Source organism: Streptomyces sp. AV19, assembly GCF_015999245.1.
GTDB lineage: Bacteria > Actinomycetota > Actinomycetes > Streptomycetales > Streptomycetaceae > Streptomyces.
The window spans coordinates 315338-327184 of sequence record NZ_JAEAMR010000010.1 but is presented as its reverse complement, the minus strand read 5'-3'; the positions used below and the strand labels follow the sequence as shown (position 1 = coordinate 327184).

The window sequence follows — 11847 nt, the reverse complement described above, 5'->3', positions numbered from 1 at the left end:
GTCCGGCGTTTGAGGACAACCGCGCGAAGCGCGGTTTCGGGGGTGCAGGGGGCGCAGCCCCCGCCACCGCCCGGAGGGCGGTTGGGGTCCGGGGCCTGCCCCGGGAAACGGTGAATCCCGAAGCTCCAGACTAGGTGTTCTGGAGTGATCACACGTGGCGGCATCGTCGCAGGTCAAGGACGCTAGGCAAGCTCCGCTCCCTACGGAGAGCATGGACACGAACCATGCTCTCCCCGGGATCCTCGCCACCGAGACCCTGCGCGGAGTCCGCTGCATCCGCCTATCCGTCCTGACCGACGAGACGACCAGCCCGGAGCGGCAGCGTGAAGCCGCCGACTTGGCCGCCGCCTCCCTTGGCATCCTCTTCGGCGAGGGAGATGACCTCCGCGAGGCCGTAGACCTTGACGTGTCGGCCAGCAAGACGTCCCCCTTCGACCGGCCACAGCTCGGCATGTGGCTGTCCCTGCCCGACACCTTCGATGCGCTGGTGTTCTGGCGTTTTGACCGGGCCATCCGGTCCATGGCCGACATGCACGAGCTTGCCAAGTGGGCCCGCGCCCACCGCAAGATCCTCGTGTTCGCCGAAGGGGTCGGCGGCGGGCGGCTCGTCTTCGACTTCCGCAACCCCATGGACCCCATGGCCGAACTGCAAATGGTCATGCTCGCCTTCGCGGCACAGGTCGAAGCCCAGAACATCAAAGAGCGCGTCACCGGCGCACAAGCAGCCATGCGCACCATGGCCCTGCGCTGGAGGGGCGGCGGACAGGCCCCGTACGGCTACATGCCCGCCCCCATGCCCGCGAAGCACGGCGGGAGCGGCTGGACGCTCGTCCCCGATCCCGAAGCCGTGAAGGTGATCAAGCGCATCATTGCGATGCTCCTGGAAGGCAAGAGCCCGAAGGTCATCGCGCAGACCCTCAACACGGAGGGGGTGCTGTCGCCGAACGAGCACTGGGCGGCGCTCAAGGCCCGGCTCAAGCATGGCGACGACGCCGACCAGGCCGTGACCACCGGGCGCCGCAGGAAGAAGACCACCCCGGCTCAATGGCGCTCTCAGACGATCATTCGCATGCTCCGGCGGGAAACCCTGCTCGGCTGGAAGATGCACAAGGGCAAGCCCGTCCGCGACAACCAGGGCAACCCCATCATGATCACCGAAACACCGATCCTCGAACGCAAGGAATTCGACCAGGTAGGCGCACTGCTCGCACCGAAGAACAGCGACCAGGACACCGAACAGCCCAGCGAGCGGAAGAGCGAGCGGCGCGCCCCGGAGCGCAAGGACTCGGCATCACTCCTGCTGCGCGTTATCCACTGCTCGGGATGCGGGGGCCGCATGTACTACAAGCGCAACCGCGACAGCTACGTGTGTGCCTCGTCCAGCCAGGGAACCACCTGCTCCGCCCCCGTCTCGATCCGCGCCCCGTGGGTGGACGAATACGTGAGCACGGAGTTCCTGCGCCTCGTCGGACCCGTCCCGTTCACCCGCACCCGCGAGATACCCGGTTACGACCCCCAACCCGAGCTGAACGCCACCCTCGCTGAGTACGAGGCGCACATCAAGACCAAGGGCGACCACAAGGACAGCAAGGCACTCATGGCAGTGTGGGACAAACAAGCGGCAGGGCTGCGCGCCCGCATCAGGGAACTTGAATCCCGCGAGAAGACCGAACCCCGACGCGAGATCATCCCGACCGGCCGCACCTACGCCGACGACTGGCACGACGCTGACGCCATCGGCAAGCGCGCCATGCTCGTCGAAGCCGGGGCACGGCTCACAGTCTGCCGGGGCAGCCGTGCGGGATGGCGACGACTCGACACCCGGCGCGTGAACTTCACGATCAAGGGAGACCTTGACCCCGTCGTCGAAGAGGCAACGGCCAACGCGGATGGCGTCCAGCGAGAGGACCAGCCCGAGCACGCCCCGACCCCGGGCACCCGCGCACGCCTCACACAAGCCGCCTGACGGGCAGTCAGGCGCCCTGCGAAGCATCGGGCGCGCCTTTGTCGCCCGAGGCTTCCTCACGCCCGCAGACGGCCGCATGAGGCTGCTCGCCGAGGGCCCGGCCGTCGGCCGGACAGCGGAGCGATCCTGACGGACTGACGGTTCTACCTATTGGTTTGGTTGCACTAAGAAAAACCTAAGAGAAAACGAACTAGGGCCCCAAACCGTCAGTCCGTCAGGATCGGGCCTCGGGCAAGGTCTGCTCCCCACTACATCCGGGAGAGAAGCCGCTCCGGCTCGCCGAAGCGTGCGGGCAAGGCTTGCTCCCTACTACATCCGGAAGCAAGACCAGCCGTTGCCCCGCCGAGGGCGCGGGCAAGGTCTGCTCCCTACTACTTCCGAGACCGGGTTACCGCGCACCCACCCCGAGGGGGACCTTCGGCGGACCGAGTGCCCGTGTCTCGGAACCAGCGTTGCCCGCGCATCACGCACCCCGCGTTACTCGGGGTGGTCTGCGGAGGTCCGGGCAGCGCGCGGGGGCCGTACCGCCCATCAGTAACCCACCCGCCCAACAGCAGGTGTGCCGAACGGGGTTGGAAGCCCGTACGGCCCCCACCTTGCCCGCCCGGCCCGCGCTGGTTCGGGCCCCACCAGACTCACGCGTGTGGTGTGCGGTTGCACGCCGGCCCGAGTAGCCGACCCCGGCGGGGGTTGGCGAAACCGGCTGGAGGAGACGGTTCGATCCCGTCCACGCGTGCCCCCTGACCGGCCTACGCAGCGGCGACGGGGGATTGAGCCCGCTGACCCAACGGAAGAGGTGCGCGGTACCGGCCCGCTCGTCGGGATATCGGCCGCAGAGTTCCCCGGTTCGACTCCGGGGGCGGGCACTTGAACAACCAGGACGAGCACCAGGCGGTGACCGATGAGCACTTGTATCGACTGCACGGCGCCGGCGACGCACCGAGGACGCTGCCGCCCGCACCATCAGGAGCACGAGCAGCGTCCGACGGTGCGGGCGAGGCGGAAGCGGGGACGACGCCGGGCGGCCCGGCATGCTGCCGCTGAGCGGCTTCGGCGCCGGATAGACGAGAAGGGGGCGGCGTGGTGCGACTGGTGCATGGAGACGTTCCCGGCGTCCGCTGTGGACGTGGACCACGTCAGGCCGTTGGCCATGGGCGGTGAGGACGTGGACGGGAACGTTCAGGTGTTGTGCCGGGGCTGCCACCAGCTCAAGACGCGGACGGAGTTCGGAGTTCGGAGTTCGGCGTCGCGCTAGCCGACTAGGCGGGCCACACCCACGCGCCGACCTTCCGCGGGTCGGTGTCCAGTCGGTGGGCCCACTGCGTCAGCTCGTGCCAAGCCGCGTCAGCCTCGCGTGACCACTCGGCGGGGGCGTGCTCCACAACATCTATGGCGACGGCGATGCGCTGTTCGACTGTGGCAAGTTGATCACGTGTGCCCTCGGGGAGCAGATCTCCCCGTGTCTCCATCCGGTCGTGCAACCGCGCGCAGCACGAGGTGAGGTGGGCCCGCCTCGCCCGGATATCCTCGGCGGTCGGACGCCGCGGGACGACGGCTTTTAGGAGGTCCCCGTTCGCGAGGGCGAGCCAGTATTGTGCCTCGCGCCACAGTTCAGCCCGGTCTGTCTGGGACAGTCCCGAGTAGGGGACGGGCGGGTGTTCACCTGCCTCGCGGGCCCTAACACGTGCTGCCTTCACCCACTGCTTCACCAGGGCTTCTACGTCATCCGGTACGCATCGCATGGCCCGAGCATGCCCCGGCTGGTGGCTGCTGTCCGCGCCGAATGCCCGCACGCCGTGTTGCGTGCCCCACATCCCCCTTGTTCGGAGGTACCCCCGTGCCGCGACGACCCCGCCCCCCTTGCAGCATCCCCGGGTGCCCGAACCTGACCCGGGCCGGCGGACGCTGCGAACGGTACGGGCCGATCCAAGAGAGGAGTTGCCTTGTCCTGGATAGGTAGCGACCGGCGGAGCCGTCTCCCGGCGGACTGGACTGTTCGGCGTGCTGCTGTGCTGCGAAGGGACGGGTACCGGTGTGTGGCGCTGCTGCGGACGGGCGAGCGGTGCCCGGAGGCGGGGACCGACGTGGACCACATCCGTCCCGGAGACGATCACGACTTGGTGAACCTCCAGACGTTGTGTGCCTGGCACCACAAGCGGAAGACGGCCGGGGAGGCGGCGGAGGCTCGTCGGTGTGCGGCTGGGCGTCGTCCGTCGCGGCGGCGTCGGGAGCGCCCGCACCCTGGTGATCTCTAGAGCCTGATCAAGCCTCAACCGGCGTTTGCAACAGCAATTTTTGGGCCGTGATCACCCTGGGGGGCGTCTCCCTGGGGTGTCCGATTTTCACCGAAGCGTCATAGCGGGTCGCTGTCTGTACGGGTTCCAGGGCCGGTGAGGCCCTGTTCCCGGAACCCGATCTTGCCTTCTGACCTGCGCAAATACGTGCTGAGTGGCCCTCTCGGGCCCTGATACGCCCGAGGGGGTGTTCATCATGCCCGGACCTGTGCCGAAGCGCAGTGATCAGCGTCGCCGGCGCAATCAGCCGGAGGGTCCCGCCCTGGTGGCAGCGGAGGCCGGGAAGGTCCCGACCGTTCCGCGCCCATCGGGCGACTGGCATCCCATCGCCGTGCGCTGGTTCAAGTCGCTGCGGGATTCGGGGCAGTCGCAGTTCTACGAGCAGAGCGACTGGGCGACCGCGTACTACGTGGCGGAGGCCATGAGCCGGAACCTTGCGTCCGGTCGGTTCTCCGCGCAGCTCTTCGCGTCGGTCATGTCCGCGATGACGGACCTGTTGACGACGGAGGGGGCTCGTCGCCGGGCTCGGATCGAGCTGGAGCGGGAGTCGGGCGGGGTGGATCCGGCGGAGGCTGCTCGGGTCGCTCTGATGGACGCGTACCGGAAGGCGGCGGACGGTGAGTGATCTATCGCTGACGCCGGTGCGGACGTGGCCGGACACAGTTCCGCCGCCGACGCGGACCCTGGGTTGGGACGTGCTGGTCTGGACAGCCCGGTACCTGCTCCAGCCGGACGGGCCGGACGCCGGCCGGCCCTGGAAGTACACCCCGGAGCAAGTGCGCATCGTGCTCCGCTGGTTCGAGATCAACGAGCGGGGTGAGTTCGTCCGGCGGCAGGGCACAATCCGGCGGTTGAAGGGGTGGGGCAAGGATCCGTTCCTGGCCTCGCTGGCTGCTGTCGAGTTCGTTGGCCCGTGCCGGTTCGGCGGTTGGCGGGATGACGGTACGCCGAAGGCGATTCCGCATCCCGCGCCGTGGGTGCAGGTGTGCGCGGTTTCGAAGGATCAGACGCGCAACACGATGCGGCTGTTCCCAGGGATGTTCTCGCCTGACTGCATCGCGGAGTACGGCATCGACCTGGGCAAAGAGGTCATCTACTCCGCGCGGGGTGGGGTGATTGAGGCCGTCACCAGTTCGCCGCGTGCGCTGGAGGGCGGCCGATTACCGGGCCACGTTTGTGATCATGAATGAGACGCATCACTGGGTGTTGTCGAACCAGGGCCACGACATGGCAGCCACGATCGCGGGCAACGTCGGCAAGTCCCGTGGGGGCAGCGCCCGCACGATGGAGATCACCAACGCGCCGCAACCCGGCGAAGACTCGGTGGCGGAGCAGACATGGCACTCGTGGTCGAAGATCACCGAGGGCAAGGCCCGGGATTCCGGCCTGTACTACGACTCGGTGGAGTCCCCACCAGTGGACCTGTCGGACCCGGACCAGCTCCGGGCCGGGATCATCGCGGCGCGCGGTGACGCCACTTGGCTGGACGTGGACTGGATCATCTCCACCATCTATTCGGGCCTGATGCCGCGCTCGCGCAGCCAGCGCATGTTCCTCAATCAGTTGGTGACGGCGGAGGACGCGCTGATAGCCGCGGAGGACTGGGACGCGTGCGCGGTGGACGAGTCCCTGGATGATGGCGACGAGATCACCTTGGGGTTCGACGGCGGGAAGAGCGACGACGCCACTGCGTTGGTGGCGGTGCGCGTGCGGGATCGTCTCATCGTGCCGTTGGGGGTGTGGGAGCGCCCGGACGGCCCGGCCGGCGACGGCTGGACGGTGGACCGGGACGATGTGGACGGCGCGGTACGCAACGCCTTCCTGCGGTACGACGTGCTGGCGTTCCACGCCGACGTGGCCCTGTGGGAGTCGTACATCGATGCGTGGTCGGCGGACTTCCGTGACCGGCTGGTCGTCAAGGCGTCGGCGACGTCGGCCGTCGGCCGGGACATGCGCGGTGGGCTCCAGGAGCTGACGGCCGCGAACGAGCGGCTCGTGTCGGCGATCGAGAACCAGCGGGTGCGCCATGGCGGGGGCGGGTCCCCGCTGGGCAGGACGTTGCGGCGGCATGTGCTGAACACGCGTCGCCGGCCGAACCGGTTCGGGCTGAGCTTCGGCAAGCCGAACCGGGAGTCGGCGCACAAGGTGGACGCGTACGCCGCCGCCCTGCTCGCTGATCTGGCGCGTCACCGGTTGATCGAGTCGGGCAGGTCCCGGGCGCCGGAGCGGTCCGGGCAGGTGTTCTTCTTCTGATCTTGGGGGTGGGGTGTGGCGGACAGACCGGAGGAGCTTGCGGAACTGGGGCTTGTGGGTCTCAGGGCGCAGCAGGAGCGGCTTGGGCGGATCGATCGGTATATGCGCGGTCAGCATGACGGCCCGTACATGCCGAAGTCGGCGACGGAGCAGTACAAGTTGTTGGCGAAGCGGGCGGTGTCGAACTGGTTGCCGTTGCTGGTGAAGACTCCGTCTCAGGCGTTGGCGGTGGAGGGGTACCGGACGTCGGCGGAGGGCGTTGTCTCTTCGGCGTGGGAGGTGTGGCAGCGCAACCGGATGGACGGCCGGCAGACGGCGGTGATGCGGGCGGCGCTCGCCTACGGGCAGTCGTTCGTGGTCGTGCTGCCGGACCTTGCGGATTCGGGGCAGCCGGTCCTGCGTGGGGTATCCCCCCGGCTGCTGTACGCCAGTTATGAGGATCCTGCCTCGGATGCGCTGCCGTTGTGGGCGTTGCAGACGGCGACCGTTCCGGGGGACGGGGACGAGGCGGTTCGCGCATGGCTCTACGAAGCGACGACTGTCTATGACCTGGTGGTGGGCGGCAAGGAGGGAACGCGGGTCCTCGGGTCCCGTCCGCACGGATTTGACCGTCCTCCGGTGGTCCGGTTCGCCCCGGACATCGACTTGGAGGGGCGCGTCACGGGTCTGGTGGAGCCGATGATCCCGATTCAGGACCGCGTGAATCAGACGCTGTTTGATCTTCTTGTGGTGCAGACCTTCGGGTCGTTCAAAGTCCGTACGATCTCTGGCATGGCGCCCGAGTTCGTGCGGGATGCGGACGGCAACGTGATCTACGACGCCGTCACGGGGAAGCCTAAGGTCCTGCCGGTGCAGGCGGACGCGTCCCGCTTCCTGGTCGCGCCGGATCCCGACACGAAGTTCAACCAGCTCGACGGCACCCCGCTGTCCGGGTATCTGGACGCGATCGAGCTGGGCGTCAAGCACATGGCGTCCGTCTCGCAAACCCCGCCGCACTACCTGCTCGGATCCGTGGTCAACCTCGGCGCGGAGGCTTTTGCGGCTGCCGAGTCGGCGCTTGACCGGGCCGTGGACGAGTACCAGCACCAGTTCGGCGAGTCCTGGGAAACCCTGCTCGGACTGTGCACGGAGCTTGCCGGCGGGACGGTGGACCCGCACGCCCAAGTTCTCTGGAAGGGCGCGGAGTCGCGGTCGCTGTCTCAGACGGTGGATGCGCTGGGCAAGGCGGTGCAGATGCTGCGGGTTCCTCCGCGTGCGCTGTGGCCCCGGATTCCCGGTGTCACGGCGACTGATGTGGAGGACTGGGCGCAGATGGCCGAGGAGGACGACCCGGCCCTGCGGCTGGCCGACTCCATGGCCAAGGTGACGGTGCCCCGTGCCGCGTAGGGAGACGTCAGCGCTGTTGGATCAGCATTGGCGGGCGCAGGCGCGGATCGGGGCGGGGGTGTCCGCGGTGGCGCTGGCGCAGTGGTCGCGGGTGTCCCCGCTGGCTCTGGCGGTGTCGGGCCGGGCGTGGCTGGCAGTCGTGCTCGCCCTGGTCCGCCGGGAGCGGGCCCGGTCCCGCGAGACGGCCGCCGCGTTCCTGCGCCTGTACCGGGCGGTGGAGACGGGGCGCACGCTGCCGCCGCTGGACGGCGGAGACGGTGACGATGTGGTGACGCTCGGGGAGCTGCGGGAGGAGTGGGCGCGGCAGAGCGAGACAGTTCGGCTGCCGGAGCGGGACGACGGCGAGCGGGTCCGGGTCGATGAGTTCGACTGGCCGGAGGAACCGGAGGACGATCACGATCGTGCGGCGGTGGTGTCGCTGGTGGCGACCGGCACCGGCCGGGTGCAGCGCGAGCTGGAGGCGCTGGCGGAGCCGGACGATGAGGGGCCGGGCCGGCTGGACGACCCCCGGATCCTGGCGGAGCTGGACGCCCTGATGGGCCGGGCTGGTGCGCAGGCCGCTGGTGTGGCGGACCGTGAGGCGCTGCGGGGCGGGCGGGCGATGCTGGATGCGGCGTCGCGGGCGGACCGGAGGGTGATCGGCTGGGCGCGTGTCACGGACGGTGATCCGTGCGCGTGGTGCGCGATGCTCGCCAGCCGGGGAGCCGTGTACCGGTCCCGGGCAGTGGCCGGGATCCGCGGACTGAACGGGCATGATCTGCCGCCGGTACAGCGGGACGACTTGGAGAAGTACCACCCGATGTGTCACTGCCAGACCGTCCCGGTCTACTCGCGCGCCGAGTTCATGAGCGAGCAAGCGCGCTCCTACTGGCAGCAGTGGCAGGACGTGACCCGGGGAGCCTCCGGGCCCGAGGCGCTGCGTGCCTGGCGTCGCCACTTCGACGCCCAACGACGTACATGACCAACTACCCCAAGGTGCAGGCTGGTTGACGGCCGCGCTGCGACTTCATGGGAGGTATGCATCATGAGTGAGACCCTGGCCCCTGCCCCGGAGGATCCGGAGACCGCTCCGGCGGAGACTCCGGTACCGGCGTCGACCGACGCCGATGCGGAGCAGGGCAGCGAACAGGACGGTGACGGTACGCCTGTGGATGCCGAGGGGCTCCGGGTGGAACTTGCGGCGGCGCGTGAGGAGGTGGAGCGCTACCGGGCCACCGCGAAGGAGACCCGCGAGGCGCTCAAGGCTGCCCGGACACCGGAGGAGTTCGCTGCGGTGCAGACGCAGGTGACCGAGCTGGAGCACGAGTTGCACCGTGAGCGGCTGGGCCGGCAGTACGGCCTTCCGCAGGTGGTCACGGACCTGATTACCGGCGAGGACGCCGATGCCCGCGAGGCGCACGCCAAGGCGCTTGCGGCGGCGTTCCACCAGCGGGGTACGGGGGTGGGCCGGGGCGGTCTCGACCCGACGGAGCGCCCGGTGCCGCGTGACCCGGCGGCGCTGGCGGCGTCGATCCCGCGCAGGCGGCACTGACCCGTCCTGCACTGACCACCTAGGGGCCCCTGACCGGGGCCTTTCCCATGTCTACGAGGGGTACGAATGGCTAACGCATTTCTCAAGGCCGAGACGATCGCGGCGACGTCGCTGGGGTTGCTGGAACGTGAGCTGATACTTGCGTCGCTGGTGTGGAACAACGCCGGCTTCGACTTCACCGGGGCCAAGGCGGACACGGTCACCGTGCGGGTCCCCGCGCAGCTCACGGCCCGCGAGTACGAGTGGCGCAACGACCGCAAGGCGGACATCGTCCTGGACGAGCTGGCCGAGGACTCCATCAACGTCCAGCTCAACAAGGACATCTACAGTGCCGTGGCGGTGACCGACGAGGAACTGTCGCTGGACATCAAGGACTTCGGCACTCAGGTCTTGGCACCGCAGGTGAACGCCGTGGCCAAGGCGCTTGACGCCGGCGTGGCCACGCTGATCGAGGGGGCCCCGTACGCGAACACGCTTCCGCTGGACGCCAAGGATCCCTACACGTCGGTGGTCAAGGCGCGCACGACACTGAACAAGTCGTTCGTGCCCAAGGCGGATCGGGTGCTGCTGGTGGGGTCCGACGTGGAGGAAAAGCTGTTGCTGTCGGACCGGTTCATCCGGGCGGACTCCACGGGCGAGGCGGACGCGGCGTCAGCGCTGCATGAGGCGACGATCGGCAAGGTTGCGGGGTTCCGGGTGGTGTCCTCGGAGGTCATCAACCCGGCGTCCGCCTACGCCTTCGTGCCGTCCGCGTTCGTTCTGGCAACGCGGGCCCCCGCGATCCCGTCCGGCGTCACCTTCGGCGCCTCGCAGTCCTACAACGGTCTGTCGATGCGCTGGATTCGGGACTACGACGCCGCGAAGCTGCGGGACCGCTCGATCGTCAACCTGTACGCCGGGTTCAACGCCATGCTGGACAAGGTGGGCAACGCGAAGAAGCTGGTCCGGGCGGTCAAGCTGAACATGTCCGACCCGACCCCGACATCGTGACGCCGCTCGCGCGGATCGAGGCGCTGGAAGCCCGGATGAGCCGCACGTTCACCGGGGCGGAGCGGGCACAGGCCGAGACGGCTCTCGCCGACGCCTCCGCAGTGGTCCGGGCGCACGGGCTTCCCTGGCCCGACCCTGCGGCGGCCCCGGACATCGCCGTACAGGTCACCCTGGCTGCCGCGGAGCGGCGGGTGCGCAGCCCGGAGGGGTACCGGTCGGAAATGCAGGGCTCGTACCAGTACGCGCTGCCCGCGTCGCTGCCCGTCGGGGTCGGGCTCACCGCTGGTGAGATCCGGCTCGTGCGTGCTGCCGCCGGTGTCACCGGGGTGTTCTCCGCGCCGATCCAGGCGTATGGGGGGACGCTGTGAGCCTGCTCGACGGGGCGGAGGACGTGCGGGTTGTCCCGGCCGTGCCGGTGGATGACGGGTACGGCGGCACGGTGCCCGGCGAGGGCGCGCCCGTGGTGATCCGGGCCCGCGTCGTGCCGTCCGACTCCGCAGAGCCCGGCCCGGCCGGCTACCTCGCCGACCCCACGTACCGCCTTTACACCCGGGCCTTTCCGGCGGGGCCGTGGTCGCGGGTGGAGTGGGCGGGGCAGACCTGGTCGGTGGTCGGCGCCCCGCAGCGCTACGGGGGCGGCAGCCGCACCGCGCACGACGTGGTGATGATCCGGAAGAGGGGGTGATCGCATGGCGACGGTTCGGCGTGATCTGGCGTCCGTGGTGGCGCACCTGCCGGGGGTGAAGGTGGAGGTGCGGCGGGTCCTGGACGAGCGGGCCGACCGGGTCCGCGCCGTGGTGGACGCCCACCGGCGCACCGGGGCTGTCTCCCGGTCCCTGACGGTTCACACGAGTCGGGTGGACTCCACGATTTCTCTGGAGGATCCGGCCGTGCTCGCCATCAACTACGGGCACATCGACGCGAGGACCGGCCGGTGGGTGGACGGCATCCACGCCATCGAGGCGGCGCTGTGACCTACCCGCTGCTCCCGGACGTGGACGCCCTGATCGTGGGAGCGCTTCGGGCGAGCGTGCCGGACGCTGCGGTGCGGGTGCTGTGGCCGGAGCACTGGGCCGGTGCCCTGCCCCTGGTGGTGGTGCGCCGGGTCGGCGGCGGGGCCCGGGACGCGCGCGGCATCGACTCCGCCGTGATCGATGTGCAGTGCGCGGCGCGGACCCGGCCGGCTGCCTCGGCGCTGGCTCGGCGTGTCCGGGTCGCCCTCGCGGAAGCCTGTGCGGTGCAGTACCGGGGGCCGGGCGGGTATCTCGCGCGGTTCGCCGACGTGGCGGGGCCGTTCGAGCTGCGGACCGGGTCCCCGGCCGCCGGCCCGGACCTCTTCCGGTTCCAGGCCACCTATCGGGTCACCGCCCGCCCATCCCCCAACTGACCTTCTTTCATTCGCTGTTCGGCAGGCGTGCCGTGGGTCG

General features: G+C 69.5%; 14 protein-coding genes. 13 read left to right on the top strand and 1 reads right to left on the bottom strand.

What is annotated here, in order from left to right:
• Positions 1–154 precede the first annotated feature (154 nt).
• Together I5Q34_RS19895 and I5Q34_RS34865 are read left to right on the top strand one after the other, a co-directional pair.
• Positions 155–1966 (top strand): recombinase family protein, encoded by a 1812-nt coding sequence (locus I5Q34_RS19895; RefSeq protein ID WP_307811699.1) that lies wholly within the window; start codon positions 155–157, stop codon positions 1964–1966.
• 1096 nt (positions 1967–3062) lie between these two features.
• A complete protein-coding gene (locus I5Q34_RS34865) occupies positions 3063–3221 on the top strand; it encodes an HNH endonuclease (RefSeq protein WP_234429164.1) in 159 nt (52 codons plus the stop codon).
• A gap of 4 nt (positions 3222–3225) precedes the next feature.
• Here the strand turns inward: I5Q34_RS34865 and I5Q34_RS19885 are convergent, their stop codons facing one another.
• Positions 3226–3675, bottom strand: coding sequence for a hypothetical protein (locus tag I5Q34_RS19885; RefSeq protein WP_199893670.1), 450 nt, complete (start codon positions 3673–3675; stop codon positions 3226–3228).
• 781 nt (positions 3676–4456) lie between these two features.
• Between I5Q34_RS19885 and I5Q34_RS19880 the strand changes: the two genes are divergently transcribed.
• The 11 genes from I5Q34_RS19880 (at position 4457) to I5Q34_RS19835 (ending at position 11807) form a co-directional block, all read left to right on the top strand.
• The gene (locus I5Q34_RS19880; protein WP_234429163.1) at positions 4457–4885 is read left to right on the top strand and encodes a hypothetical protein; all 429 of its coding nucleotides are present in this window, start codon (positions 4457–4459) and stop codon (positions 4883–4885) included.
• 70 nt (positions 4886–4955) lie between these two features.
• Entirely contained in the window at positions 4956–5450 is a 495-nt protein-coding gene (locus I5Q34_RS34860) for a hypothetical protein (protein ID WP_234429162.1), read from the top strand.
• Positions 5443–6513: a terminase gene (locus tag I5Q34_RS19875; RefSeq protein ID WP_234429161.1), complete on the top strand. Its 1071-nt coding sequence runs from the start codon at positions 5443–5445 to the stop codon at positions 6511–6513. Before I5Q34_RS34860 ends, I5Q34_RS19875 begins: the two co-directional genes overlap by 8 nt.
• Positions 6514–6528: 15 nt before the next feature.
• Complete coding sequence (locus I5Q34_RS19870; RefSeq protein WP_277965362.1) at positions 6529–7899, top strand: phage portal protein; 1371 nt, start codon at positions 6529–6531, stop codon at positions 7897–7899.
• A gap of 16 nt (positions 7900–7915) precedes the next feature.
• Positions 7916–8860 carry a hypothetical protein gene (locus tag I5Q34_RS19865; RefSeq protein ID WP_234429160.1) on the top strand — a complete coding sequence of 315 codons (945 nt, stop codon included), beginning with the start codon at positions 7916–7918 and terminating at the stop codon, positions 8858–8860.
• A 63-nt stretch (positions 8861–8923) separates the two neighbouring features.
• Positions 8924–9430 (top strand): hypothetical protein, encoded by a 507-nt coding sequence (locus I5Q34_RS19860; protein ID WP_199893668.1) that lies wholly within the window; start codon positions 8924–8926, stop codon positions 9428–9430.
• A 66-nt stretch (positions 9431–9496) separates the two neighbouring features.
• On the top strand, positions 9497–10420 hold the full coding sequence (locus I5Q34_RS19855; protein WP_199893667.1) for a P22 phage major capsid protein family protein: 924 nt from the start codon (positions 9497–9499) through the stop codon (positions 10418–10420).
• Positions 10417–10788: a hypothetical protein gene (locus tag I5Q34_RS19850; RefSeq protein ID WP_199893666.1), complete on the top strand. Its 372-nt coding sequence runs from the start codon at positions 10417–10419 to the stop codon at positions 10786–10788. The genes I5Q34_RS19855 and I5Q34_RS19850 overlap by 4 nt, the downstream gene beginning before the upstream one ends.
• Entirely contained in the window at positions 10785–11105 is a 321-nt protein-coding gene (locus tag I5Q34_RS19845; RefSeq protein ID WP_199893665.1) for a hypothetical protein, read from the top strand. Before I5Q34_RS19850 ends, I5Q34_RS19845 begins: the two co-directional genes overlap by 4 nt.
• A 4-nt stretch (positions 11106–11109) precedes the next feature.
• A complete protein-coding gene (locus I5Q34_RS19840; RefSeq protein ID WP_199893664.1) occupies positions 11110–11394 on the top strand; it encodes a DUF5403 family protein in 285 nt (94 codons plus the stop codon).
• On the top strand, positions 11391–11807 hold the full coding sequence (locus tag I5Q34_RS19835; protein ID WP_277965361.1) for a hypothetical protein: 417 nt from the start codon (positions 11391–11393) through the stop codon (positions 11805–11807). Before I5Q34_RS19840 ends, I5Q34_RS19835 begins: the two co-directional genes overlap by 4 nt.
• Positions 11808–11847: the final 40 nt, after the last annotated feature.

What these genes read in the sequence shown, in the direction of transcription:
- I5Q34_RS19840 (WP_199893664.1), top strand. Translation starts at nt 11,110, where the DNA reads ATGGCGACGGTTCGGCGTGATCTGGCGTCCGTGGTGGCGCACCTGCCG.
- I5Q34_RS19875 (WP_234429161.1), top strand. Translation starts at nt 5,443, where the DNA reads ATGAATGAGACGCATCACTGGGTGTTGTCGAACCAGGGCCACGACATG.
- I5Q34_RS19855 (WP_199893667.1), top strand. Translation starts at nt 9,497, where the DNA reads ATGGCTAACGCATTTCTCAAGGCCGAGACGATCGCGGCGACGTCGCTG.
- I5Q34_RS19860 (WP_199893668.1), top strand. Translation starts at nt 8,924, where the DNA reads ATGAGTGAGACCCTGGCCCCTGCCCCGGAGGATCCGGAGACCGCTCCG.
- I5Q34_RS34865 (WP_234429164.1), top strand. Translation starts at nt 3,063, where the DNA reads ATGGAGACGTTCCCGGCGTCCGCTGTGGACGTGGACCACGTCAGGCCG.
- I5Q34_RS19880 (WP_234429163.1), top strand. Translation starts at nt 4,457, where the DNA reads ATGCCCGGACCTGTGCCGAAGCGCAGTGATCAGCGTCGCCGGCGCAAT.